The organism is Stenotrophomonas sp. (genome assembly GCF_036662295.1).
GTDB lineage: Bacteria > Pseudomonadota > Gammaproteobacteria > Xanthomonadales > Xanthomonadaceae > Stenotrophomonas.
In genome coordinates this window covers 1-26,610 of sequence record NZ_JAVWXA010000025.1, presented here as the reverse complement: position 1 = coordinate 26,610, position 26,610 = coordinate 1, and the positions used below count along the sequence as shown (strand labels likewise).

Here is a 26,610-nt window from a genome sequence, read left to right as displayed (position 1 = left end):
GTGGCAGGCCAGACAATACCGAAGCCGGAACCGCCATGCGTGGCAGGCCAGACAACACCGAAGCCAAAGCCGAAGCCGCCATCTCCGGTAGTGCCACGCCATGCGTGGCAAGCCAGACAACGCCGAAGCCGGAACCGCCATGCGTGGCAGGCCAGACAATGCCGAAGCCAAGGATCGCCATGCGTGGCAGGCCAGACAACAGCGAAGCCAAAGCCCCACACCCGTCAGCCCAAACACCCCCGCCTAGTAATACCCAGCCATGTTCAAGAAGAACCCCTTCTGGTCATACCGCAGCTCGGTCATGTCATCGCTGAATTCGGTGAAGTTGTAGCCCACACCCACCTTGAAGTTCTCGCCCACGCGGCGGTCCACGCCCAGCAGCCAGCCCTTGCGCACGCCGCCGTCGCGGACCTTCAGCCAGCGGTGCTCGGCCAGGCCCTCCCACTTCTCGAACAGGCGGTAGCGCAGCTGCAGCGCGGCGAAGTCGGCGCGGCTGTCCAGCCAGGCACCTTCGCCGCGGCCGGTGCGGTAGTCGCCCCAGCGCGAGGCGAGCTTGGCCGCCATCTCCCAGCGCGCGCCCAGCTGGCGGATGCCCTCCAGCGACAGCACCTGCGAGCGCTGGTCGTAGAGGTTGCCGCCTTCCTGGCCGAGCGAGGCCACGTCGTAGAGATAGGTGAACTTGCCGAAGCCGGCCCAGCGCGTGTTGTCGTGCGGGCGCCAGGCAAAGCCGACGTTGGTCTCCACCAGCTTGGCGTCGGCCACCGGGTTGATGCGGTCGTCGGTGTCGGCATAGTTGGCGCGCAACGCGAAACGCCAGTCCTCGTTGAGCTTGTACAGCAGCCGGTTGGTGGTCACCCACTGTTCGCGCTGCTCGGCGCCGCTGTCGCGACGGTACTCCAGCTTGCTGCTCCATTGCGCCACCGCATCGGTGCGCCCGCCGCTCACGCTGTAGGCGCGGCGGTCGATGCGGCCCACGGTGGAATCCAGCTCGCCGTCCATCAGGGTGAAGCCGAGGTTCCAGCCCTGGGCCGGATAGAAGTCCATGCCGAAGGTGTGTACCAGCCCGGCGCTGTCCTGGCGCCGGTCCTTGAGGTACTGGCTTTCGTTGTAGACGTTGACCTGGTTGCTCAGCCGCCAGCGCTGGCCCAGGGTCCAGCCACTCTGCAGGCCGGTGTCGAACAGCGGGTCGGTGCCGGTGCGGTCGGTGCTGTAGCTGTAGCTGCCGTACAGGCTGTGGTCGGGGGCCATGCGGTACTCGGCATCGACCTTGCCGCCATGACCACGGCTGCCGCCACTGAGTTCGCCGCCCACGCTGCTGCGATCGCCAAACAGGTAGCGCGCACCGAGGGTGAGCAGGTCGTTCTTCTCATACGCGCCGCCATCATCGTCCAAGGTCACCTGGCCGGTGCCGTACAGCTCCCACGAGGCACCAAAGCGCTGGCGATAGCCGATGGCCGCCAGCAGCGCGGACACATCCTGCAGGGCCTGTTCCTCGCGCACGCGGCGCAGCTCGCCGGTGAGCTGGCCATCGTTGCCCAGCCGCCACTCGGCGGTGAGCTGGCTCTGTTCCAGCGCCAGTTCGCCCTGCTCGGTGCGGGTGTGGCGGCCGTACAGGCTGAGGTCGTCGGTGAGGTAGCCGAGGAACTCGGCGCCGTATTCCTGGATGGGTTGACCGGTGTCCTGGCGGGCCACCGAGAAGCCGGCGTCCACGTCGCGCCACCAGGCGCCCAGGCTCCAGTCGCGCGCGGTCCAGCCCAGCTCGCGCAGGTTGGCCCGCGCCTCCACCGCGCTGGCGGTGCCCGAGCGCCGGCCTTCATACGGATTGCGGCGGATGAAGCTCAAGCCGCCATTGTCCGAATAGAACACCGGGGCAGCCGTGGCGTCGGTGCGGGTCTGCTCCAGCTTGAGGTAGGTGCCGCGCCCGGCCTGCAGGGTGAGGTCGGCGCCCTTGAGGCTGTAGTTTTCGCCGCTGCGGTTCTCGTCGATCCAGGTGCCGCCGATGGCCACGTGATCGCCGATCCACTGCTTGCCGCGCGCACCGTAGGTGACATCGTCGCTGCTGAAGCCCAGCGGCACGTATTCGTAATCCACCAGCAGCAGCTGGTCGTAGCCATCCAGCGGCATGTCGCGGGTGATGCTGCGGACGTTCTCGCGGGTCAACTGGGCCAGCGGCCGGGTCAGGATCAGGCGGCCCTGCAGGTTGTCGATCTCATAGTCCACGCCCTCCTGCAGGGTGGCGCGGGTTTCGGTGCGGCCGGTGGTGCGGTCGCGCACTTCCAGCACCACCTGCTCCGAGCCGGGCAGCACGTCGGTGTGGCGAAGGTAGTAGAGGCTGCCGCCGGTGCCGAGGAATTCGCTGTGGCCGGGTGCCGACTGCGCCTCCGAGCCGAACAGCTTCAACTGCGAGCGCGCATCGCCCAGCGGGGTGGCCGCCATCGAGCGCCAGTTCAGGGCGCCGCCGTACAGCGAGCGCACGTACTGGCCGTATTCGGTGCCGGTGATGCCGGTGGCGTAGTTGCCCCACAGCGCCTGGCTCTGGTCCCAGTCCAGGCGCAGGTACAGCCGGCCCTGGGTGTCCACGTCGCGGTAGGTGGTGGAGTCATCACCGTAGACCGGGTAGTACAGGTCCGGGTCGAGCCGACGGAACACGTCCTGCGCATCGGCCTCGGTGAAGTCGCGGAACAGGTACTTGAGTTCGCGGTCCTGGGTGTCGGCCTGCGCCGTGACCAGGTACTTGCCGCGCATCTTGCCCTTCAGGTAGAACGCCAGCCGCCCCTCGCTGAGGAAGCCGTCGGTGTCGCGGTCGTCGGCCGCCAGCGGCTGCACGTTGCCGCTGGCGCTGTTCTTTGACAGCGTCACATCGGCGATGGCGACCAGGAACAGGTAGCGGCCGGTGACATCCACGTCCAGCTGGCGCTGTGCCGAGGGCGCATCGCGCGATTCCACGCGCATGTCGTAGCGATGCTGGCCCACCGGCTCGAGGAACTCGGCGGCGAACTTCTGCTCCAGGTCCACCGGGAAATCCTGGCCGTTGATGCGAACGCGGCTGTTGGGTTCCAGGTTGCGGCCGTACAGGCGCACGCGCGAGCCGTGGATGGGGATGTTCTGCAGGCGCAGCGTGCTCTGCCCATAGATGCTGTTGCTCACCTGCAGGTCCTGCGCGCTGTCGCCATCCAGCGCCTGGCCCAGGGTCTTCTGCACGTTCTCGCGGGTGACCTGCAGGCCGCGGTCGAAGTCGGCCGGGGTGACCAGCTGGATGCGCTGGGCGCGGGTTTCATCGAACGACCCGCCCGCCCCGTAGGCGCGCGCCACGTAGATCAGGTCATCGCCAGTGCGCAGCTTGATCTGCGCCGGCAGCTCGCCATTCCACTCGGCGTCGCCCACGTAGTCCACCGGCAGTTCGATGCGCGCCAGCGGCGTGACCAGGTCGGTGTCGGTGCCGCGATACAGCGTCACCTCCAGCTTCTGGATGAACGAGGCGTAGTTGTTGTAGCTGTGGAAACGCAGCGGGCGCGTCACCCGGCCCTGCTCGAACGGCACCGTGGCGGCGGCCTGCACGCTCAGGCTGGGCGGCACCATGGTGGGATCTTCGGTGGCCCACACCACCCCGCCGTTGGGCAGCTCGGCCATGAACTGGCCACCGGGGGCGGCTACGTCCGGGGTACTGGCCGGCGCCAGCGGCACCGTGTTGGCCGCGCGCGGGTCGCCCCGGCCGGGCAACGGCAACGGCGCGGCGTCGGCGTCCTGGTCGATACGCAGCAGCAGGCCGTCATCGCTGCGGCAGCTGTCACCCTCGCAGCGGATCGGGGCCGGCGGGGTGGCCGGCGACGGTGGCTGGGCCAGGGCCGGTGCCACGATCAGCAGCAGGGCGGCGGCCAGGCAGGCGGTGCGGCGGGTCGGCGCGGTGCTCGCGGCGATGGTCGGGCTCAGGATGGTCTTCCTCATGTCAGCGCCCCTCCCTGCGGGTGGGATCGGCGCCAGGCGGCGCAGGCGGTGCGTCCAGTGGCAGGTGGTGCAGCACGCGGCCATCGGCGGCCACCACCTCGATGGTGGTCGCGGCCGCCACGGCCGCCGGCACGCGCGGCTGCAACGCGGCCTGCACGGCCTGGGCGCGTTGCTCGGCCAGGGCTGCCTGGCCGGCCGTGGCGGTGAGCCGCAAGCGCCCGCCACCGCGTTCGACCAGCGCCTGGGCGGCCTTGTCCAGCACCGGCCCACGGTCGGCGGCCAGTTGCGTGCTGCCGGGGGCGAACAGGGCCTGACCCAGTTCGATCCGCGCCGGTCGCGCCGGCGGTGCCGGTTGCGCCTCGACTGTGCCCAAGGTGCCATCGGGCAGGCGCACGCCGAAGTCGAAGCGGGCCGGCAATCCGGGCGTGATGCGGCGGACCAGCGGATTGGGCGTGGTGAACAGCGCGCCGCCTGGCAGCGTGGCCGGATCGACCTTGAGGATGAAGTTGCGCCCGCGCGCCTGGCCACCGGGGATGCCGACCAGGTGGTAGCGGCCGAACGCGTCGGTCTCCATCAGCAGGCCTTCCACCGCCGCCACGCGCACGCCGGGGATGCCGCGTTCGCCCTCGTCCTGGATGCCGTTGCCGTTGCGGTCGTCGAACACGCTGCCGATGATCAGGCTCTCATCCAGCAGCGGATCGGTGGTGATGTCCACCTCGGCCGAGGCCACGTTGCCGATGCTGCGGTTCTCACCGTCGATGGCGGTGATGCGGTTGGTGTGCACGCCGGTGCCGGTGCCCGCGCCGACGCGCAGGTAGTACACCACCGTGGCGCGCTCGCCCACCGGCACGTCGATGCCATCGATGCGCAGCGGCTGCACGCCGCTGGTGCGTGCATCGTTGTCCGCATCGCGCACCGCGAACCCGCCGCGCACGAAGGTGAAGCCCGGCGGCAGCGTATCCAGCAGCGTGGCGCCGTTGGCATCGACCTCGCCCACGTTGTCGATGGTGACGGTGTAGCGCACCAGGTCGCCGATCTGCGCGCTGCGCTTGGCCGCCACCTTGGTCAGGCGCAGCACGGCCTGCTGGCCGGCCACGGTGACCGCGACGTTGGCCTCGGCGCACAGCGGCACCGGGATGGACACATCGCACACGCGGTAGCGGAAGCTGTCGGTGCCGGCGAAGTTGGCGGCCGGCGTATAGGTGCACAGGCCGTTGCTGCATTGCGCGCTGCCATGCGCCGGGGCACCGACCACCTGCAGCGAGGCGCGATCCAGCGGCGCGGTGCGGGCCGCATCGTTGGCCAGCACGTCGATGGTCAGCGGCCCGCTGGTCTCGGCGGTGACCGCATCATCGGCCAGGGTCAGCACGTTGGCCTCGACGGTGACCGTCACCGTGGCCGAGGCACACATGGCCGGGTCGGCGATGTCGCAGACCTGGTAGTCGAAACGCTGCGCGCCGGCGAAGTTGGCCAGGGCGGCGAAGCGGATGCGGGCGCGCGGCAGCACCGTGGCCGTGCCATACGGCGGCGGCGCGGTGATGGTGACCGTGACCGTGTCCGGATCGATCGGCGTGCCGTTGACGCGGTCGTTGCCGAGCACGTCGATCTCGATCACCCCGTCCTGCGGCAACTGCACCTGGTCGTCCTCGGCATCCACGCCGGGTTCGGCGCCGATGACCGTCACGCTCACGGTGCCGGTATCGCAGACCGTGGGCTGGTTGAGCAGGCACAGCGTGTAGGTGGTGGTGTAGGTGCCGGGGGCCAGCCCGGCCGCCACGTCCACCCAGCCGTCGGCACTGAAGGTCAGCGCGGCGGTGGCCACCGGCGCGAACGTCACCTGGGTGGGATCGAGTGCGGCGCTATTGAAGGTGTCATTGGCAAACACGTTCAGCAGGCGCGTGCGCCCGTCCGGACCCACCGGCCCGCCGCTGTCGTCCACCGCCAGCAGGGCACCCACCGCGCCCTGCACGCGCACGATGGCGATGGCGGTGGTGCAGTTGGTCGGCACGCCGTTCTCGCACAGCTGGTAGGCCAGCTGCACCTGGCCGGCCTGCACGCCGGCGGCGACCATGATCTGGCCCTGGTTGTTGAGCGTGTAGCCCGGCGTGCTGCCGGTGAGGGTGGCGATCACGCTGCCCACCGGTGGCGGGGCAACGCCGTTGTAGCTGTCGTTGTCCAGCACCGAGCCGGCGATGGTGCCGCCCACGGTCGGGTCCACCGGGGTGCTGGTGAAGTCGTCGTTGACCGCCAGCACCACGTTGGCCGAGCCGGTCAGGGTGAGCGTGACGCTGGCTGTGCCGCACTGCGCGCTGTACGGCGCCGGCAGGCACACCTGGTAGGTGAAGCCGACCGGGCCGGCGGTGCCCGACGGCGGGGTGTAGCTGAAGCTGCCGTCCGCATTGAAGACCAACCCCGGCACCGCGCCCCCGACGAGGGTGAACAGCGCGCCGGGCGGCACGTTGTCGTTGCTGCCCACGTTGCCGGTGGTCGGGCGCCCGGCCGGGGCCGGGAAGGTGTCGTTCTGCGGGGCCGGGGTGATCACCACGGTCACGCTGGCGGTGGCGCAGTTGCCCGGCGCGGCCGCTTCGCAGATCTGGTAGGTGATCGTCGTGGCGCCGGAGGCGGCGCCGGTGCCCACGCTGATCGTGCCGTCGGGATTGATCGTGATCCCCGCCGGCGCGCCGACCAGGCTCAGGATCACATCGGCCGGCGGCGGCGGGCTGACCCCGTTGAGGCGGTCATTGGCCAGCACGCTGGTGGACGACGTGCCGCCGGGCACCACGTTGGTGAGCACGTCATCGCCGGCCACCAAGGTGCCGTTGTTGATGTTGATCGTGACCGTGGCGGTGCCGCAGCTGGACGCATACGGCGCCGGCAGGCACGCCTGGTAGGTGAAGCTGACCGGGCTGGGGCTGCCCGGCGGCGGGGCGTAGGTGAACGCGCCGGTGTCGGCCAGCGACAGCCCGGGCGGCGTGGCCCCCTGCACGGTGTAGCGCGCGGCAACCGGCATGTTGTCGTTGCCGGCCACGCTGTTGGCCAGGGTCTGCCCCACCTGCACCGAGAAGGCATCGTTCTGCGGGGCCGGGCTCACCACCACGGTGACGCTGGCGGTATCGCAGTTGGCCGGCGCGGCGGCTTCGCAGATCTGGTAGGTGATGGCGGTCGCGCCGGAGGTGACGCCGGCAGGCACGCTGATGCGCCCGTCGGTGCCGATGCTGAAGCCGGCCGGCGCGCCGACCAGGCTCAGCACCACGTCGCCCGGGGCCGGCGGGGAGACGCCGTTGAGGCTGTCGTTGGCCAGCACGCTGGCAGCGGAGGTGGCGCCCGGGGCGACGCCGGTGAGCGTGTCATCGCCGGCCACCAGCTGGCCGTTGTTGATGTTGACGGTGACGATCGCCCGACCGCACAGGGCCGCATTCGGGGCCGGCAGGCAGACCTGGTAGGCCACGCTGACCGGGCCGGTCACGCCCACCGCCGGGGCGTAGGTGAAGCTGCCATCCAGGTTGAACACCAGGCCGGCCGGCGCGGTGTCCTGCAGGGTGAAGCGCGCGCCCGGCGGGGTGTTGTCGTTGGCCGCCACGGTGCCGGCCAGGGTCTGCCCGGCCTGCACGGCGAAGGCATCGTTCTGCGGTGCCGGGGTCACCACCACGGTGACGCTGGCGGTATCGCAGTTGGCCGGCGCGGCCGCTTCGCAGACCTGGTAGGTGATCGTGGTCGGCCCGGCGACCACGCCGCTGCCCACGCTGACGGTGCCATCGGGATTGAGGGTGAAGCCACCCGGTGCGCCGACCAGGCTGAGGATCACATCGGCGGCGGCCGGCGGGGAAACGCCGTTGAGGCTGTCGTTGGCCAGCACGCTGGTGCCGGTGGTGGCCCCGGGCAGCACGCCGACCAGGCTGTCATCGCCTGCGCTCAGGGTGCCGTTGTTGATGTTCAGGGCCGCCGTGGCCGTGGCGCACAGGCTGTTGTTCGGCGCGGGCAGGCACACCTGGTAGGTGAAGCCCACCGGCGAGACCGCGCCCACCGGCGGGGTGTAGGTGAAGCTGCCATCGGGATTGAACACCAGCCCCGCCGGCGGCATGCCCTGCACCGCCCAGGTCGAGCCGGCCGGCATGTTGTCGTTGCCGGCCACGCTGTTGCTCAGGCTCTGCCCGGCCTGCACCGAGAACGCGTCGTTCTGCGGCGTCGGGCTGACGATCACGGTGACGCTGGCGGTGGCGCAGTTGCCCGGCGCGGCCGCCTCGCAGACCTGGTAGGTGAGCGTGGTCGGCCCAGCATCGACGCCGGTGGCGACCGAGACGGTGCCGCTGGGCGTGATCGCAAACCCGCCCGGGGCGCCGACCAGGCTGAGCACGACGCTGGCCGCGGGCGGCGGCGAGACGCCGTTGAGGCTGTCGTTGGCCAGCACGCTGGCAGCCGAGGTGGTGCCCGGTGCCACGCCGCTGAGCGTGTCGTTGCCGGCCAGCAGCGAGCCGTTGGCGATGTTGAGGGTGACGTTGGCGGTGGCGCACAGCGATGCCGGCGCCGGCAGGCAGGCCTGGTAGGTGAAGGCGACCGGGCTGGGCGTGCCAGCCAGCGGCGTGTAGGTGAAGCTGCCATCCGGGGTGAACACCAGGCCCGCCGGCAGCGCACCCTGCACGGTGAACGTCGCCCCGGCCGGCAGGTTGTCGTTGCCGGCCACGCTGTTGGACAGCGTCTGCCCGGCCTGCACGGTGAAGGTATCGTCCTGCGGCGTCGGGCTCACCACGACCGTGACACTGGCGGTATCGCAGTTGGTCGGCGCGGCCGCTTCGCAGATCTGGTAGGTGAGCGTGGTGCTGCCGGCGACCACGCCGCCGGCCACGCCGAGGGTGCCCGTCGGGTTGAGGGTGAAGCCTGCCGGTGCACCCACCAGGCTCAGCAGCACATCGCCCGGCAACGGCGGGGTGACCGCATTGAGGGTGTCGTTGGCCAGCACGCTGGTGCCGGTGGTGGCGCCGGCCGCGACCGCGCCGAGGGTGTCATCGGCGGCGACCAGCGAACCGGTATTGATGTTGAGGGTGACCGTGGCGGTGCTGCACAGCGCGGCGTTGGGGGCCGGCAGGCAGGCCAGGTAGGTGAAGCTCACCGGGCTGGGCGTGCCCAGCGGCGGGGTGTAGGTGAACGTGCCATCGGGGTTGAAGGCCAGGCCGGCCGGCGAGGCGCCCTGCACCGCCCAGGTGGCACCGGCGGGCAGGTTGTCGTTGGCGCCCACGTTGCCATTGCTGATCGTGCCGCCCACCTGCACCGCGTAGGCATCGTCCTGCGGCGCAGGCGCGATCACCAGCGAGACCGTGGCGGTATCGCAGTTGGTCGGCGCGGCGGTTTCGCAGATCTGGTAGGTAAGCGCGCCTGCGCCGGAGGTGGCGGCGGCCGGCACGGTGATGGTGCCGTCGGCGGCGATGCTGTAACCGGCCGGTGCACCGACCAGGCTCAGCTGCACGCTGCCCGGCGGCGGCGGCGTGGTGGCGTTGAGCGCATCGTTGTTCAGCACGCTCGGCGTGGTGGCTCCCGGCGCGATGCCCACGAAGCTGTCATCGCCAGCCACCAGGGTGCCCAGGTTGACGTTCACCGTGGCCGTGGCCAGGCCGCACACGCCGGCGTTGGGCGCGGGCAGACAGGCCTGGTAGGTAAAGGTGACCGCGCCGGCGGTTCCCACCGGCGGGGTGTAGCTGAAACTGCCATTCGGGTTGAACACCAGCCCGGCCGGCGGCGTGCCCTGCACCGCCCAGCTCGACCCGGCCGGCAGGCTGTCGTTGGTGGCCACGCTGCCGTTGGCGATCGTGCCGCCGGCCTGCACGGCGAAGGCATCGTTCTGCGGCATCGGGGTGACCACGAAGCGGATCGCCGCGGTGGCGCAGTTGGTCGGCGAGGCCGTCTCGCACAGCTGGTAGGTCAGCACCGTGGCGCCGGCGGTGACCCCGGCCGGCACCTGCACGGTGCCGTCGTTGTTGATCACATAGCCGGCCGGCGCGCCGACCAGCAGCAGCTGCACGCTGGCCGGGGCCGGCGGGGTCACGCCGTTGAGCGCATCGTTGGTCAGCACGCTGGGCGTGGCCGCGCCCACGCTGACCGGCGCGGCGAAGGTATCGTCGTTGGCCACCACCGCGTTCACGCTGATGTTCAAGGTGGCCGTGGCCGTGCCGCACACGCCGGCATCCGGTGCCGGCAGGCAGGCCTGGTAGGCGAAGGTGACCGGGCCGATGGTGCCGGCCGGCGGGGTGTAGGTGAAGCTGCCATTGCTGTTGAAGGCCAGGCCCTGCGGCGGCGATGCCACGCTCCAGGTGGCGCCGGCCGGCATGTTGTCGTTGCCCGACACGTTGCCGGTGTTGGCCTGCCCGGACTGCACCGCGATCACGTCGTCGACCGGCGCCGGGCGCACCACCAGCGCGATGTTGGCGGTGGCGCAGTTGTTGGCCGCCGCGGTTTCGCAGATCTGGTAGACCAGCACGATGGCGCCCGTGGGGGCGTTGGCGGCCACGCCCAGGGTGCCGTTGGGATTGAGCGTGAAGCCGGCCGGCGCACCGACCAGCGACAGCGTCACGCTGGCCGCGGCCGGCGGGCTGACCCCGTTGAGGGCATCGTTGCCCAGCACGCTGGGCGTGCCGGCACCGGGCGCGATCGCGCCGAAGCTGTCGTCGGCCGGCACCAGCAGGCCGTTGTTGATGTTCAACGTGGCCGTGGCCGTGCCGCACACCGCGCCGTTGGGCGCCGGCAGGCAGGCCTGGTAGACGAAGCTGGCCGGGCTGGTGGTGCCGGCGGGCGGGGCGTATGTGAAGCTGCCATCGGCGGCGAAGGTCACCCCTGCCGGCGGCGTGCCCTGCAGCGTGTAGAGCGCGCCGATCGGCATGTTGTCGTTGCCCGACACGTTGCCGCTGAGCGTCTGCCCGGCCTGCACGGTGAAGGCATCATTGGCCGGCGCCGGGGCGACCACCAGCGCGATGCTGGCGGTGGCGCAGTTGCTGGACGCGGCGGCCTCGCAGACCTGGTAGGTGAGCGTGGTGGCACCGGCGGCCGTGCCGGCGGCCACGCTGACGGTGCCATCGGCGGCGATCACGAACCCGGTGGGCGCGCCGACCAGCGACAGCACCACCTCCGTCGGCAGCGGCGTGGCCCCGTTGAGGGTGTCGTTGAGCAGCACCGAGGGCGTGGAGGCCCCCGGGGCCAGCGGCGTGGCGACCGTGTCATCGACCGCCACCAGCGTGCCGCTGTTGACGTTGAGGGTGGCGTTGGCGGTGGCGCACACGCCGGCATCCGGTGCCGGCAGGCACGCCTGGTAGGCGAAGCTCACCGCGCCGCTGAAACCGGCCTGCGGGGTGAACACGAAGCTGCCATCGGGGGCCAGCACCAGCCCGGTCGGCGCGGTGCCCACCACGGTATAGACCGCGGCGGCCGGCACGTTGTCGTTGCTGGCGACGCTGCTGTTGAGCGCCTGGCCGGCCGGCGTGGACAGCGCATCGTCCACCGCGGACGGGGCGACCACCAGGCGGACCGTGGCGGTGGCGCAGTTGCCCGGCGCCGCCGCTTCGCACAGCTGGTAGGTGAGGCTGGCAGCACCGGCGGGCGTGCCAGCGGCCACCGTCACCGCACCGTCGGCACCGATCCCGACCCCGGCCGGTGCGCCCACCAGCGACAGCCGCACGTCGGCCTGCGCCGGCGGCGTGGCGCCGTTGAGCGAATCGTTGCCCAGCACCGAGGCGGTGCTGCCACCGCTGACCGGATTGATCGGCGTGCTGGTGAAGTCATCGTTGTTGGCCGCCAGCGTGCCCACGGTGATGGCGATGCTGGCGCTGGCCGAGGCGCACAGCGCCGCGTTCGGCGCGGGCAGGCAGACCTGGTAGGTGAAGCTCACCGGCGTGACCACGCCCACCGGCGGCACATAGCTGAAGCTGCCCGAGGCATTGAACGACAGCCCGGCCGGCGGGGTGCCGGTCACGCTGAACACCGCACCGGCCGGCACGTTGTCGTTGTCGCCCACGTTGCCGTTGAGCGCCTGCCCCGCCGCCGTGGAGAAGGCGTCGTTGCTGGCCGAGGGGGTGACCACCAGGCGGATGGTGGCGCTGGCGCAGTTGCTGGGCAGCACCGCTTCGCACACCTGGTAGGTCAACACCGTGGCGCCGCCGGTTGCCCCGGCGGGCACCTGCAGCAGGCCGTTGGCATCCAGGCCGTACCCGGCCGGCGCGCCGACCAGGCTGAGGATCACGCTGGCCGCGGCCGGCGGGGTGGCACCGTCCAGGGTGTCGTTGGCCAGCACGCTGATCACGGCGCCGCCGCCGGGCGCCAGCGGAGTGCCGCTGAAGTCGTCGTCCAGCGCCACCAGGGTGCCGGCGTTGACGTTGATGGTGGCCGCGGCGCTGGCGCACTGCGCGCTGTCCGGCGCGGGCAGGCAGACCTCGTAGGTGAACGCCACCGGCCCGGTGAAGCCCGCCGGCGGGGTGTACAGGAACGCGCCGTCGGTGCCGAACTGCAGCCCGGCCGGCGCGGTGCCGGTGAGCCGGAACACCGCGCCGGTGGGCACGTTGTCGTTGCTGCCCACGCTGCCGGCCAACAGCTGTCCGGCCGGGGTGGAAAACACGTCGGCGGCCGCGGCCGGCGCAACCACCAGGCTGATCTGCGCCGAGTCGCAGTTGCTCGGCAGCGCCGCTTCGCACAGCTGGTAGGTGAGCGTCACCGCACCGGCCGCCACGTCGCTGGCGATGGCCAGCGTGCCGTCGGCCAGCAGGGTGTAACCGGCCGGCGCGCCGACCAGGCTGAGCAGCACGTCGGCCGAGGCCGGCGGCACCGTGCCGTTGAGGCTGTCATTGCCCAGCACCGACCCGGTGCTGCCGCCGGTGGCCGGGTTGATCGGCGTGGCCCGGAAGTCATCGTCGTTGGCGACCAGGGTGCCGGCGTTGACGTTGAGGGTGACCGTGGCGCCGGCGCAGACCGCGCTGTCCGGTGCGGGCAGGCAGGCCTGGTAGGCGAAGGTCACCGCGCCCTGGGTGGCCACCGGCGGGGTGTAGGTGAAGCTGCCATTGGGATTGAACACCAGCCCGGCCGGGGCCGCGCCACTGAGGCTGAAGCCGGCGCCCGCCGGCACGTTGTCGTTGCCGGCCACGCTGCCGCTCAGGGCCACGCCCACCTGCGTGCTGAAGGTGTCGTTGACCGCCACCGGTGCCAGCAGCAGGCGCACCGTGCCGGTATCGCAATTGCCCGGCAGCGCCGCTTCGCACAACTGGTAGGCGAAGGTGACCGAACCGGCCGCCGCGCCCGCCGGAATGGACAGGGTGCCGTTGCCGTTGATGACGTAGCCGGCCGGTGCGCCGACCAGGCTCAGCACCACCTGCGCCGGCGCCGGCGGAATCGCGCCGTTGATGGTGTCATTGCCCAGCACGCTGTTGGTGGTGCCACCGGTGGCCGGGTTGAGGATCGCGCCGCGGAAGTCATCGTCGTTGGCGACCAGCGTGCCGGCATTGACGTTGAGGGTGACCGTGGCGGTATCGCAGACGCTGGACAACGGCGCGGCCAGGCAGGCCTGGTAGGTGAAGGTGCTGGTGCCGGTGAACTGCGCCGCTGGCGTATAGGTGAAGCTGCCATCGGGGTTGAACACCAGCCCGGTCGGGATCGCACCGGTGGTGGCGAAGGTGGTGCCTACCGCCACGTTGTCGTTCACCGCCACGTTGCCGCTGACCGGCGTGGCCACCTGGGTGGTGTAGGCATCGGCCACCGCATCGGGTGCGATCACCACCGCGATGCCGGCCGAGGCGCAGTTGCTGGTGCCGGCCTGGCACACCTGGTAGGTGAGGCTGACCGGCCCGGCCGGCGCACCGGCCGGCACCAGCAGCTGGCCGTTGGGCTCGAGCGTGTAGCCGGCCGGCGGTGCATTGATCAGCGACAGGGTGACCTGTGCCGGCACGATCGCCACGCCATTGAGGCGGTCGTTGTCGAGCACGCTGGCGGTCAGGCCACCGGCGCCGGTCAACGGCGTACCGGTGAAGTTGTCGTTGGCCGCGGTGATCAGCGCCGCGCTGACGTTGACGGTGGCGGTGGCCGCATCGCACACGCCGCTGTTGGGCGCCGGCAGGCACACCTGGTAGCGGAAGCTATCCGGCCCGGTATACGCCGACTGCGCGGTGTAGTTGAAGGTGCCATCGGCATTGAGCGTGACCGTGCCATGCGCGGCCACCGCAAGCAGGCTGAACGCCGCGCCGCTCGGTGGGTTGTCATTGCCGGCCACGCTGCCGGCCAGCACGACGCCGGCGGTGGCCGCGAAGGTGTCGTCGACCGCATCCGGGGCCACCACCAGCTGCACGTTGCCCGTGGCGCAGTTGGCGGGCGCGGCCTGTTCGCAGATCTGGTAGCTGAAGGCCACCGCGCCGGCCACCGCACCGCCCGGGATGACCAGCTGGCCGGCCGCGTTGGCAGCGTAATTGGCCGGGGCACCGACGAGGGTGAGGGTCACCGTGCCCGGCACCACCGTGGCACCGTTGAGCGTGTCGTTGCCGAGCAGGCTGAGGGTGGTGGTGGTGCCCGGCTGCAGCGGCGTGGCGAACACATCGTTCACGGCGTTGATCTGGTTGGCCTGCACGTTCACGCTGACCGTGGCGGTATCGCAGACGGTCGTGTTCGGCGCGGGCAGGCAGACCTGGTAGATGAAGCTGTCCGGGCCCGTGCTGGCGTTGGTCGGGGTGTAGGTGAAGGCACCGTTGGCGTTGAGGACCACGTTGCCGCGCGTGGGCGCGGTGACCAGCGAATAGGCCGAGCCGCTGGCGATGTTGTCATTGACGGCCAGGCTGCCGGTGGCCGGCTGCCCGCCGCCCGGGGTGGTGACGGTGTCGTTGACCGCATCCGGGCTCACCAGCAGGGTGGCGGTGGCCGTTGCGCAGTTGCCCGGCAGCGCGTTCTCGCAGAAGCGGTACGTCAGTGTCAACGGGCCGGCCGCGGCCGTGGCGGGCACCTGGAGGGTGCCGTTGCCGTTGATCGCAAAGCCACTCGGCGCGCCCACCAGGCTCAGCGTGACCTGCGCCTGCGGCACCGGGCCGCCGTTGACGGTGTCATTGCCCAGCACGCCCGGGGTGAGGCCACCGGTGCCGGGCGGAATCGGCGTGGCGAACACATCGTCGGCCGCGGCGAGCACGTTGGCATTGACCACGATCGTGGCGGTGCCGGTGGCGCACGCGGTGCCGTTGGGGGCCGGCAGGCAGACCTGGTACTGGAAGGTGGTGCCGGCGGTGATGCCACCGGCCGGCGCGTAGGTGAAGCTGCCATCGGCGTTGACGGCCAGCCCCGCCGGCGGGGTGCCGGTGGCGCTGAACACCGCGCCGGCCGGCGCGTTGTCGTTGGCGCCCACGTTGCCGGCCAGGCTCGGGCTGCCGCCGGTGGCGTTGAAGCTGTCGTTGACCGCGGTGGGCGCGATGATGACGCTGGCCGTGGCGGTGGCGCAGTTGGCCGGCGAGGCGTTTTCGCAGATCCGGTAGGTGAGCGAGGTGGCGCCGGCCGTCGCACCGGCCGGTACGCTGATCACGCCCGCGCTGTTGATGGTGAAGCCGGCGGGTGCGTTCTGCAGCGCGATGATCAGGTTGGCGCCGTTGACCGGCGCGCCGTTGAGGGTGTCGTTGGCCAGCACGGTGGGCGTGGTGCCACCGGTGGCCGAGCCGATCGCCGTGGCGAACGCATCGTTGTTGGCCACCAGCGCATTGGCCTGCACCGGCACGGCCGGGGTGGTGGCGCTGTTGTCGCCGGGGGTGGGATCGGTGGTGCCGGTGGGCAGGATCAGCGTGACGCTGTTGGCCGGTACCGTGGCCGGGGTGCTGGTGGGCGCGGTGCCATTGACCAGCAGCACCACGTTGTCGCCGACGGCCACGTTGACCTGCACGTTGATCGCGTTGCCGGTGCCGCTGGCCTGCGCGCAGCCGGAGCCGGCGGTCGCGCCCTGGCAGGTCCAGGTCACGTTGGTCAGCAGCGGCGAGACGTTGTCGACCACCGCCACCGCCGAGGCCACCGACGGCCCGGCATTGTTGACCTGGATGCGGTACTGCACCGCCCCGCCCGCCGCGACCGGCGTGGCGCTGAGCAGCGTCTTGGTCACGCTCAGCTGCGCCTGCAGCGCCAGCGCATTGGTATCGGTGGCGCTGTTGTTGCCCGGTGCGGGGTCGGCGATGTCGGTGGGCGCGGTGACCGTGGCGGTGTTGTTGAGCGGGTTGGGGTAGCTCTGCGCCAGCAGCGGCGGCGGCAGCAGCAAGGCCAACAGGGCCATCGCATACGCGATGCTGGCCGAAGCCATCCCTGTCCTGCGGTGCGTGCCGGTTGCTGCCATGCGCTCATCCTCGAAAGCGGCCATTGCCCCTGCATGGGAGCGTCCGGCCGCGGTGGTCCATTCCATCCCCGCGCCTGGCGGACCCGGCGCCATCCACGCTGCTCCCGGCGCTAGTACGCGCCGGGATTACTGCTGAAACTGACCGGCACGCTGATCGTGGCCTGCCCGCCATTGACCAGGTTCACGCCCACGCTGACCGCGTTGCCGCCCACCGCGCCGCCACTGGCCGCCGCGCAGGTACTGCCACTGCTGGCGCTGCAGGTCCATGCGCCGCGCAGGGTGGTGCCGTTGGGCAGGGTGTCGGCGACCACCGCATTGGTGACCGCGTCCGGGCCGTCGTTGCGCACCACCAGCGTGTAGGTGGCCGTGCCGCCCGGCGTATAGCTGCCGCTGCCGTCGGTCTTGGTGATCGACAGGTCGGCCTGGCGCGTGCGGTTGGTGATCCGGCACACCAGCGTCACCGCGGTGGCGGTCATCGCCGGCGCCTGCAGGGTGAAGCTGCCGCCGGTACCGGAGGACACCACGGCGTTGTTCTGGTCGGTGCATTGCCAGCTGCTGGCATAGCGGGTGAGCGTGGTGCCCGCTGCCGCCGCTTCGGCCAGCGCGTAACTGCCGCCCGGCACGGTGATCACCGCTGCGGTGGCGCCGTTGTTGCCCACGTTGCTGGCCGACCCCACCGTGCTGCCGTTGTAGGTGATGGACAGGTTGAAGCGGCCGGTGTCGCTGGTCGGCTGCAGGTCCTTGACCAGCTGCAGCGTGGCCGCGCAGGCCTGGGTAATGCCTTCCACGGTGAACACCGCCTGCCCGACGCGGATGCCCAGCAGCGCCAGCAGGTTGTCCACCAGCCCGCCCAGCACCGCCGTCAGGACCGGCGTCACCAACGCGTTGACCGCACTGCGCAGCGGGGTGAGCAGCGTATTGACGATGCCGTTGACCAGGTCGGCCACCGGCAGGGGCAGCGCGATGCCGCCCAGCAGGGTCACGGTGGGATTGCCGCTGGTGACCTGGATGTTGAGCGAGTTGACCAGGGTGGAGACCATGGTCGCCGCGCTCACCGTGCCGGCGGTCAGGGTGCGGGTCTGCGGATAGGGGCCGGTGAAGCTGGCACTCTGCAGCCCCGGCGTGGCGGTGGCGTAGCTGCGCACGCTGACGGTCAGCGGGATGTTGATGTCCGCGATCGGGGTGACCAGGCCCAGGATGTTGGCTGCCACCCGCACGCGCACGCTCAGCGAGGTCAGCGTGGCGGCGGTGAGCGCGGTGTCGGTCAGCACCGTGCTGCGGTTGAAGAAGGTGGCGTCGCTGATCTGGCCCACGTAAAGATTCACCAGGCCAGGCCGCGCCTGCAGCGTGACCGCGTTGCCCACCAGGTTCACCGCCGAGATCGAGCCCTCCGCGCGCGCCACGTCGGCATACAGCTGCAGGTGCAATACATCGGCGCTGATGCTGGTGTTGGAAAGCGACACCCCGAGCAGATTGAGTCCGTTCAGCGCCGCGCTCAGCGTGCCGGTGTTCAGGCCCTGCACCAGGTCCAGGTCCAGCTTGATGCGGATGGCCGCACTGTGGAACGCCGCCCCCACCGTGCCGCAGTTGTAGACCGGCGGCTCGATCACCTGCGCCCACAGGCGCACGTTGGCCACGCCGTTGAGGCCCACCGCGGCGGTGTTGACCGTGATCGGCGTGGGCGTGGTGAGCACGTTGCGGAAGTTGTAGAGCTGCACGCCGCCGGTGAGCAGGTCCAGCACGTTCAGCCGCACCGTGGCCAGCGAGCCGGTGGGCAGCGCGATCTGCAGGATGTCGGCCAGGCGGATGCTGCCGGTCACCCCGGCCACGCCCAGCGGCAGTGCGTTGAGCACGTTGGCCGCGGCGGTCTGGTTGTCGGCCTGCAGCACCTGCACCATCGCCGCGCGCAGCTGGCCCAGGCTGATGTTGGTGTTGAGCACCTGGCTGGGGTCGCTCACCACCACCCCGCCGTTGAGCTGGGTCAGCAGGGCGTTGAGGTTGAGGTTGGCGCCGGCCAGGTTGTTCCAGTCGGCCACGCTGAGGTTGAGGCTGGTGCCCGGCAGCAGGGCGCCGAACAGCAGGTTGAGCACCGGGCTCTGGGTGGAGTCCACCGAGGCCAGGCGGGGACCGGCACTGACGCAGGCGCCGGCGGTACAGGCCGATTGCGCCTGTGCCCGGCCCAGGCATGAAAGCACCGCCAGCAGCGCCAGCAGCACCAGCGCCTGCCAACGCAATGACGAATCTTTCACGCCTTTCACATTAACCATACGTGCGTCTCCGCCGTTTTTGGGCAGAAACCGACCGTGGCGATGGATTTACTCCATCGCCGTTCTGATCGAACCCTGCCGGTGCCGTTTCCCGCTCGGGAATGCGTTTATGTCCGGTTCGGTACGATTAATGCGGGGTAACGAAATTCCGTCAAACAAGACGGCGTGAAAATGACGGACAGTGGCGCTTGCTGGCGGGCCGGCGTCGGAGCATTACCCTTGCAGCAGCCGTAAGGGAAAGCGCTTCTGTACAGGCAGCAAAAGAATCGCTTTCAGGGAAGCAGCACTTACCGAACAGGGAAAGGGGGCAGTAAATGCGAGCCATGTGCGACAGAATCCGGCGAGCCCGACTGACGGCTGGCCTATCGCAGTCCCGGTTGGCGTTGGAAACCGGCGTCCGCCGCAGTGCCGTGGCGCAATGGGAGCGCGAAGGCGGCACATTCCCAAGCGTGCAACACCTTGCCTGCATCGCAATTGTGACGCAAGTCTATTTTGAATGGCTGGCGACCGGGCGCGGCCCCGGCCGGCCGGAGGATGGCGTCGAGCTGCCGCTGCCCGAGCAACTGCCCGTGGAAGCGGCGCGGACCGTGCAGGAAACCGAGATCCTGTCGCTGTTGCGGCGCATGCCGGCACGCAAGCGCCAGGTGGCCCGCGCGATCATGGAAATGCTGAACGACTGAACGCGCGGCTGGCCGACGCCGGTCGCCGGGGCGGCGAGCGCTACAGCGCTGCGCGCGGCGGCAGTGCCCAGTTGATGGGTGCCTGCCCGCGGCGTTCCAGGTAGGCATTGGCCATCGAAAAGTGCTGGCAGCCCAGGAAGCCGCGGTGCGCCGACAGCGGCGAGGGATGCGGCGCCTTCAGCACGCGATGCCGGCCGGTGTCGATCACCTTGCCTTTCTGCTGCGCGTAGCTGCCCCACAGCATGAACACCAGCCCCTCGCGCTCGCGGTTGAGGGTGTCCACCACGTGGTCGGTGAAGCCTTCCCAGCCGCGCTTCTGGTGCGCACCGGCCTGCCCCGCTTCCACGGTCAGCACCGCATTGAGCAGCAGCACGCCCTGTTGCGCCCACGGCAGCAGGCAGCCGTGGTCCGGCCGCGGGATGCCCAGGTCGGCCTCGATTTCCTTGTACATGTTGAGCAGCGAGGGCGGCACCGGCACCCCGGGCATCACCGAGAAACTCAACCCGTGGGCCTGGCCGGGCCCGTGGTAGGGGTCCTGGCCCAGGATCACCACCTTGACCTGCTCGAACGGCGTGGCGTCGAAGGCGGCGAAGATCTGCGGCCCTGGCGGATACACCTGGGCGCCGGCCGCCTTGCGCTGGCGCAGGAAGCCGGAGAGCTCGCGCATCTCCGGGCGCAGCAGCCAGTCGCCGATACGGGCCTTCCAGCTCGGCTCGAGCTGGATGGCCGGGGTTGCCTCGTCGTTCATCGCACCACGGGTTTGTCGTTGAGTCGCGCCAGGCGCAGCTGGAACAGCACCTTGGTCACCAGCAGGCGTTCTTCGATGGGTTTCTGCACCAGGTCGTTGGCACCGGCCTGCAGCAGCCCGGACTGGTTGTGCGGGTTGCCATCGCCGGTCATCACCAGCACCGGCAGGCGGCGCTTGCCATAACCGAAGTCCACGCGCACCCGCTCCACCACGTCGCGGCCACTGAGTTCGCCCTTGAGGGTGACGTCGGTGAGCACCAGGTCGATGCGGTGGCTGCTGCGGCCCAGCGATTCGGCGGTGAGCAGCGCGAAGGCCTCTTCGGCGGTCATCACGTGCAGCACGCGCAGGCTCTGGCGCTCGAGCATCCGCTTGGTCGCCTCGGCCACCACGCGGCTGTCCTCGACATACAGGATGGTGGCGCCGGGAATCGTCTCCGGCTGCACGTAGCCGCGGATGAAGGTCGCCAGCGCCTCATGGCCCAGCGCCTTGTCGAAGTAGTCGGTGACGTACTCGGTGAAGCGGCGCTGCTCCAGGTGCTGCTGTGCATCGCCGGAGACCACGATCACCGGCACGTAGGCCTGCCCGGCGGTCTCGCGGACCAGCCGCGCCAGCGCCAGCCCGTCGCCGTCGCTGAGCGTGAGCGAGGTGGTCACCAGGCTCACCGGCCCGGCTTCCAGCGCGCGGCGCGCCTCTTCGATGCTGGCGCAGCCCACCACCTCCACCGCCGGCAGTTCGCGTTGCAGCACATCGGCAATCAACTTGCGGACCAGCTTGGAGCCATCGACGACCATCACGCGCGGTGCGTCGTCGACCAGGTGCTTCAGGGCTTGCGGGCGCATGCGGGCCTCAGGTTTCGGTCGGTCGGGTCTGGCGCAGGAAATGCCCCGTCACCAACCACGCGCCCAGCCAGCCCAGCACCACGGTGCCGACCAGCACGAACGATGAATGCAGCAGGTCCAGCCCATGCAGCACGAACGGGCTGGCATAACTTTCCGACAGCGCGGCCAGCGGCGGGCGCAGCGCCAGCCCGGCCACCCCGATCAGGCCCAGCGCCACCGCCCCGGCGCCCAGGCCATACCAGGCGCCCAGGTACAGGAACGGGCGGCGGATGAAGCCGTCGCTGGCGCCGAGCAGCTGCAGCACGCCGATCTCCTCGCGCCGCGCCTGGATGTCCAGCCGGACGGTGTTGCCCACCACCAGCGCCGCGCCCAGGCCCAGCAGCACCGACAGCACCTGCACCAGCCGCGAGCCGAAGCCCAGCCAGGCATCCAGGCGCTTGCGCCACAGCGCGTCGTGCTGCACCAGGTCGGCCTGTGGCAGGCCTTCCAGCGACTGCGCCAGGCGCGCATCGTCGGCGCCGGCCTTGGGCGTGACGATCAACAGCGTGGGCAGCGGGTTGTCCTGCAGCGCATCGATGGCCTCGCCCAGCCCGGCGCCGTCGCGCAGCTCGGCCAGGCCCTGCTCGGGGGTCTGCACGGTGACGTTGGCCACGTCGGCACGGCCGCGCAGCGAATCGGCCACCTGCCCGGCGGCAGCCGCGGCCACTTCGGTCTTCAGGAACAGGTTGATGTCGCGCGACTGCTGCACGCTGCCGGCGAAATGCTTGAGGTTGTCCAAGGCGATCGACAGGCCCAGCGGCAGGGCCAGGGCCATCGCCATCACCATGATGGTCAACAGCGTGGCCCACGGCTTGCGCCAGGCACGGCCCAGGCTGAACACCACGCTGTGGCCATGGTGATGCAGCCACACGCCCAGCCGCGACGGCGCCACGGCGTCCTTGTTGACGGGCGCGCTCATTCGGCCAGGTCCTGCGGGGAGATGTCGTCGATCAGCTTGCCGTGGTCCAGGATCAGCACGCGTTTGCGCATGTGGCGCAGCAGCGCCAGGTCGTGGCTGACCACCAGCACGCTGGTGCCGCGCTCGGGCAGCTCGGCAAACAAGGCCATGATCTCCGCCGCCAGGGTGGGGTCCAGGTTGCCGGTGGGTTCGTCGGCGACCAGCAGCTTGGGTTCGCTCACGATCGCGCGGGCGATGCCCACGCGCTGCTGCTCACCGGCCGACAGCTGCGAGGGCAAGGCTTTTTCGCGATGGCCCAGGCCCATGCGTTCAAGCACCGAGCGCACCCGCTTGCCGATGTCCGCGCGCCGGGTGCCGCGCAGGATCAGCGGCAGCGCCACGTTCTCGGCGATGCTGCGGTCCATCAGCAGGCGGTGGTCCTGGTAGACCGCGCCCACCTCGCGCCGATGCCGCGGGATGTTGCCGCCGCGAACCTTGAGCAGGTTGCGCTCATCGAAGATCACCGCGCCGCGGCTGGGCCGCTCGTCGAGGTGGATCAACTTCAGCAGGGTGCTCTTGCCGGCGCCGGAGTGACCGGTGACGAACAGCATTTCCCCGGGCGCGACATCGAAGCTGACGTCCACCAGTGCCTGGTGGCCGCCGGCATATTGTTTGCTGACATTGTCAAAACGCAGGACGCTCATCCCCCGATTATGCAGGACGCAGGTGGCGGCGTGCAGGTGGGGGGTAGGTGCCGACCGTGGGTCGGCACGCCGGGCATGCCACCCGACCCACGGTCGGGTGCTACCTGCGTCTTACGAACCGGACAGCATCCGGCGGATCTTGCGGCCGATGCGGGTCAGGAAGGACGCGCTCGGGTCGGCCGCCGGCGTGCCGCGCATCGGCTTGGCCGCGACCTGCACCGGGGTGACCGTGGCGCTGCCATTGCCATTGCCGGTGGCGGCAGTGGCGCCCTCGGCGCCTTCCACCGGGCGGCCGTTGCGGCGGCGACGACGCTTGCGCGGCTTGCGCTCACCGTCTGGGCCGGCCTCGACCGCCGCCTCGGCATGCGGCGGGCGCGGTGCCTGCACGGGCGCGGCCATGGCCACGGCCTCGGCGCCGTCCACGGCTGCGGCCGCCACCTGCTCGCCTTCCACGCGCGGCTTGCGCGGCGGACGCGGGCGGCGTTCACCACTGCGCTCGCCATCGCGGCCACCGCGGCTGCCTGCACCCGGGCCGGAACGGCCACCGCTGCGGCCGCCGCCACGGCGCTCTTCCTCGGCCGCACGCGCTTCGCGTGCCTCGCGGAAGATCTGGCCGACGCTTTCGTTTTCTTCGCCTTCCTCACCCGGGGCCGCCGGCGCGCGCTCGGGGCGCGGCAGCGCGGTCAGGATCTCGCTGGTGACCGCCTCGACCGGGATCTTCTGCTCGATGTACGCCTCGATGTCCGGCAGGCCCATCGCATAGCGCTCGCAGGCGAAGCTGATCGCATCGCCCTCTTCGCCCAGGCGCGCGGTGCGGCCGATGCGGTGCACGTAGTCTTCGGCGTCGAAGGGCAGGTCGTAGTTGTAGACGTACTTGATGCCGTCGATGTGCAGGCCGCGGGCGGCCACGTCGGTGGCCACCAGGATTTCCAGCTGGCCCTTCTGGAAGCGGTTGAGCAGGCTCTCGCGCTTCTTCTGCGGCACGTCGCCGGACAGCACGCCGACGCGGTAGCCGGCCTTTTCCAGCGAACGGGCCACGCGCTCGACGAACACCTTGGTATTGACGAAGACCATGGTGCGCGCGCCTTCGCTGCGCGACAGCAGGCCCAGCAGCAGCGGGATCTTCTCTTCGTCGGCCGGGAAGTAGATGCGCTGGCGCACGCGCGCGGCGGTGATCGACTCGCTTTCCACCACCAGCTTCTGCGGCTCGTTCATGTGCTCATAGGCCAGCTCCAGCACGCGGTGGCTGAGCGTGGCGCTGAACAGCAGGGTCTGCCGGGTGGTGCGCTCGGGCATGCGGCGCAGCAGGAAGCGGATGTCCTTGATGAAGCCCAGGTCGAACATGCGGTCGGCTTCGTCGAGCACGCAGATTTCGCAGGCGTGCAGCGAGACCACCTTGTGCTGCTTGACGTAGTCGATCAGGCGGCCGGGGGTGGCGATGATCACGTCCACGCCCTGCTGCAGGATCTCGCGCTGCTTGTCATAGTCCACCCCGCCGTAGACCAGCGCGAAGCGCAGGCCCAGGTCCGAACCGAACTTGACCGCATCCTTGTGGATCTGGATGGCCAGCTCGCGGGTGGGGGCCAGGATCAGCGCGCGCGGGTCTTCCGGCTTGCGGTCGGCCAGGGCCGGACGCGTCAGCAGGCGGTTCACCACCGCCACCAGGAAGGCCAGCGTCTTGCCGGTGCCGGTCTGGGCCTGGCCGGCGACGTCGCCACCGGGCAGGGCGACCGGCAGGGTCAGCGCCTGGATGGGCGTGCAGCGGGTGAATCCGGCTCCTTCAAGGCCGGCCTGCAGGGCCGGATGCAGCTCGAAGGAGGAGAAGGTCAAATCGGTCAGCGGTTTGTCGCTCATGTGTCCGTCTTGGTAAGGCCGGCCCGGCAGCGGTGCGCGGGAGGCTTGCAATCTTGGGGGCACCGTCGCCATTGCGGGCCCTGCGCCGGGATCGGCGGGGCCGGACCATCAGGTCTGCGGGCACCGCACAGTGACCCAGTTTAGCGCAATGTCGGCGCCAAACCGGGGATCGGCGTCGCAGGACTGATTGAGACGAGCCCTCGCCGCCCCGCCCGGGACCGTCTTTTCCCCGGCCTCACGCTGCCTGCTGGCGGTTGAACAGGCACCGCCGGCCGGCTGGATCGTCGCCTTGTGCGGCCGCATATCGGCCTTGCGAGCCCGCTTGAAGCGCGACGCCAGTCACAGGATGCTTGGTTCCAGCCGGCACCTGCCCGCCCACGGCGATAGGGGTACACTGCCCGCCGTGAGCGACCAGGCATCCACCTGGCGCACCGCTGGCCGCCGACGCGGCCACGAGGCAGCAGACGCGGACGACACCGCCCGGTGACGTCCAAATTCAACCTCCTCCGGCCCGGCCGGGTGCATTTCCAGACGAGAAACCAAGATGAGCGACAAGGTTGTACATGTCGGCGATGCCGACTTCGATAGCGCAGTGCTGAACTCCAAGGAACCGGTCCTGGTCGATTTCTGGGCCGAGTGGTGTGGCCCGTGCAAGATGATCGCCCCGGCCCTGGACGAGCTGGCCGACGCCTACAACGGCCGCGCCAAGATCGCCAAGGTCAACGTGGACCAGAACCGCGCCCTGGCCGCCAAGTACCACGTGCGCTCGATCCCGATGCTGCTGGTGTTCAAGGACGGCGAAGTCCAGGCGCAGCAGATCGGCGCGGTCGGCAAGGCCCAGCTGGCCGGCATGCTGGACAAGGCCCTGGCCTGATCGCAGCAGGCAGCCGGCCCCGGTCGGCTGCCCCGCGGGCCCTGCGCCCGCATGAATGCCCCTGCCCCACCCGGCTTGCGCGCCGCCGCGAGCCGGTGTTAGTGTCGGCAGCATCCGGCCGCATTCGCGCGCCGCATCTTCTGGACGACGTTCTTTCCAGAATCCCTTTCCCAACGTTCGCCGCCCTGCCGGGCGCTCGCACCTTCTAGCGAGGAATCCAGCACTTGTCCGATATCACTACTTCCGAACCCGGGAGCGCCGACGCGCCCGCCGAGAAGCGCGTGCGCAAGCCGCGCGTCGCCAAGGCCGCCGCCAGCTCTGCTGCCGACGCCGGTTCTCCCCCCGCACAACCCGCCCTGCCCCTGGCTGCCGCGCCTGACGCGCCGGCGCCGGTGGCCGCCCCGTCGGCACCCGCCCAGCAGGCGCCGACCGCCTCGGGCGGCGACGCCTCGTCGGCCCAGGGTGGCGCCCAGCAGGACACCGGCGACGGTGGCCAGCGCAACCAGGGCGGCAACAACCCCAACGCCAAGGGCGGGCAGAACCCGTACCAGCAGGGCCAAGGCCAGAACCAGGGCCAAGGCCAGGGCAACCGCCGCGACCGCTTCCGCAATCGCCGCGACCGTGACCGCAACCGTGGCGGTGGCGACCGCTACAACGATGACGGCATGCCGCAGGATGGCGGCGAACAGCAGCCGTTCGTGCGCAGCCAGCACGCCAACGTGCCCGAGGGCTTCCCGGTCTATTCGCTGAGCGACCTCAAGCGCATGCCGGCGCAGAAGCTGCTGGACATCGCCGAGCAGCTGCAGATTTCCGAGGGCGTGGCGCGTGCCCGCAAGCAGGACGTGATCTTCGCCCTGCTCAAGGTGCTCACCCGCCATGGCGACGGCGTGGCCGCCGACGGCGTGCTGGAAATCCTGCCGGACGGCTTCGGTTTCCTGCGTGCCGCCGAGGCCAGCTACCTGGCCGGCCCGGACGATACCTACATTTCGCCCAGCCAGATCCGCCGCTTCAACCTGCGCACCGGCGACCACCTGTCCGGCCGCATCCGCTTCCCCAAGGACGGCGAGCGCTACTTCGCGCTGTCCATCGTGGACACCATCAACGGTGAGCCGCTGGAAGCGTCCAAGAACAAGGTGCTGTTCGAGAACCTGACGCCGCTGTTCCCGCGCAAGCGTTTCACGCTGGAGCGCGGCAATGGCTCGTCCGAAGACATCACCGGCCGCATCCTGGATCTGATGGCACCGCAGGGCAAGGGTCAGCGTGCGCTGATCGTGTCCCCGCCGAAGGCCGGCAAGACGATGATGATGCAGCAGGTGGCCACGGCCATCACCACCAATCATCCTGACGTGCACATGATCGTGCTGCTGATCGATGAGCGCCCGGAAGAAGTGACGGAAATGCAGCGCACCGTGCGCGGCGAAGTCATCAGTTCCACCTTCGACGAGCCGG

Annotated in this window: 12 protein-coding genes; 3 read left to right on the top strand and 9 right to left on the bottom strand. The window is 70.4% G+C overall.

From position 1 onward, the window contains the following. The 4 genes from RSA25_RS07225 to RSA25_RS07210 form a co-directional block, all read right to left on the bottom strand. Positions 1-181, bottom strand: a 181-nt coding sequence (locus RSA25_RS07225) for a hypothetical protein (RefSeq protein WP_332808225.1), incomplete at its 3' end; no start/stop codon positions are given. A gap of 62 nt (positions 182-243) precedes the next feature. Next, a complete protein-coding gene (locus RSA25_RS07220; protein WP_332808224.1) occupies positions 244-3,945 on the bottom strand; it encodes a TonB-dependent receptor in 3,702 nt (1,233 codons plus the stop codon). 1 nt (position 3,946) lies between these two features. After that, positions 3,947-16,225, bottom strand: a complete 12,279-nt coding sequence (locus RSA25_RS07215; protein WP_332808223.1) for an Ig-like domain-containing protein — start codon at positions 16,223-16,225, stop codon at positions 3,947-3,949. Between the two features lie 143 nt (positions 16,226-16,368). After that, a complete protein-coding gene (locus tag RSA25_RS07210; protein WP_332808222.1) occupies positions 16,369-18,507 on the bottom strand; it encodes a hypothetical protein in 2,139 nt (712 codons plus the stop codon). A gap of 332 nt (positions 18,508-18,839) precedes the next feature. Between RSA25_RS07210 and RSA25_RS07205 the strand changes: the two genes are divergently transcribed. Next, entirely contained in the window at positions 18,840-19,205 is a 366-nt protein-coding gene (locus tag RSA25_RS07205; protein ID WP_332808221.1) for a helix-turn-helix transcriptional regulator, read from the top strand. Positions 19,206-19,245: 40 nt separating this feature from the next. On the opposite strand, the gene ung is transcribed toward RSA25_RS07205, so the two are convergent. The 5 genes from ung to rhlB all read right to left on the bottom strand — a co-directional run bounded on the left by ung (position 19,246) and on the right by rhlB (position 24,287). Further along, on the bottom strand, positions 19,246-19,953 hold the full coding sequence (ung, locus tag RSA25_RS07200; RefSeq protein WP_332808220.1) for a uracil-DNA glycosylase: 708 nt from the start codon (positions 19,951-19,953) through the stop codon (positions 19,246-19,248). Then, positions 19,950-20,792 carry a response regulator gene (locus tag RSA25_RS07195; RefSeq protein WP_332808219.1) on the bottom strand — a complete coding sequence of 281 codons (843 nt, stop codon included), beginning with the start codon at positions 20,790-20,792 and terminating at the stop codon, positions 19,950-19,952. Before RSA25_RS07195 ends, ung begins: the two co-directional genes overlap by 4 nt. Positions 20,793-20,799: 7 nt before the next feature. Further along, positions 20,800-21,750: a permease-like cell division protein FtsX gene (gene ftsX / locus RSA25_RS07190; RefSeq protein ID WP_332808218.1), complete on the bottom strand. Its 951-nt coding sequence runs from the start codon at positions 21,748-21,750 to the stop codon at positions 20,800-20,802. Further along, positions 21,747-22,433 (bottom strand): cell division ATP-binding protein FtsE, encoded by a 687-nt coding sequence (ftsE, locus tag RSA25_RS07185; RefSeq protein WP_332808217.1) that lies wholly within the window; start codon positions 22,431-22,433, stop codon positions 21,747-21,749. Before ftsE ends, ftsX begins: the two co-directional genes overlap by 4 nt. Positions 22,434-22,544: 111 nt before the next feature. Next, positions 22,545-24,287: an ATP-dependent RNA helicase RhlB gene (gene rhlB, locus RSA25_RS07180; RefSeq protein WP_332808216.1), complete on the bottom strand. Its 1,743-nt coding sequence runs from the start codon at positions 24,285-24,287 to the stop codon at positions 22,545-22,547. A gap of 544 nt (positions 24,288-24,831) precedes the next feature. On the opposite strand from rhlB, the gene trxA reads away from it, so the two are divergent. After that, positions 24,832-25,161, top strand: a complete 330-nt coding sequence (trxA, locus tag RSA25_RS07175; RefSeq protein WP_019183509.1) for a thioredoxin TrxA — start codon at positions 24,832-24,834, stop codon at positions 25,159-25,161. Positions 25,162-25,385: 224 nt separating this feature from the next. Then, a partial coding sequence (locus RSA25_RS07170) for a Rho termination factor N-terminal domain-containing protein (protein ID WP_332808215.1) occupies positions 25,386-26,610 on the top strand: 1,225 nt, incomplete at its 3' end.

Bases quoted from the DNA above. Each gene is read 5' to 3' on its own strand.
- rhlB (WP_332808216.1), bottom strand. From the start codon at position 24,287: ATGAGCGACAAACCGCTGACCGATTTGACCTTCTCCTCCTTCGAGCTG.
- RSA25_RS07195 (WP_332808219.1), bottom strand. From the start codon at position 20,792: ATGCGCCCGCAAGCCCTGAAGCACCTGGTCGACGACGCACCGCGCGTG.
- ftsE (WP_332808217.1), bottom strand. From the start codon at position 22,433: ATGAGCGTCCTGCGTTTTGACAATGTCAGCAAACAATATGCCGGCGGC.
- trxA (WP_019183509.1), top strand. From the start codon at position 24,832: ATGAGCGACAAGGTTGTACATGTCGGCGATGCCGACTTCGATAGCGCA.
- RSA25_RS07215 (WP_332808223.1), bottom strand. From the start codon at position 16,225: ATGGCTTCGGCCAGCATCGCGTATGCGATGGCCCTGTTGGCCTTGCTG.
- ung (WP_332808220.1), bottom strand. From the start codon at position 19,953: ATGAACGACGAGGCAACCCCGGCCATCCAGCTCGAGCCGAGCTGGAAG.
- RSA25_RS07205 (WP_332808221.1), top strand. From the start codon at position 18,840: ATGCGAGCCATGTGCGACAGAATCCGGCGAGCCCGACTGACGGCTGGC.
- RSA25_RS07220 (WP_332808224.1), bottom strand. From the start codon at position 3,945: ATGAGGAAGACCATCCTGAGCCCGACCATCGCCGCGAGCACCGCGCCG.
- ftsX (WP_332808218.1), bottom strand. From the start codon at position 21,750: ATGAGCGCGCCCGTCAACAAGGACGCCGTGGCGCCGTCGCGGCTGGGC.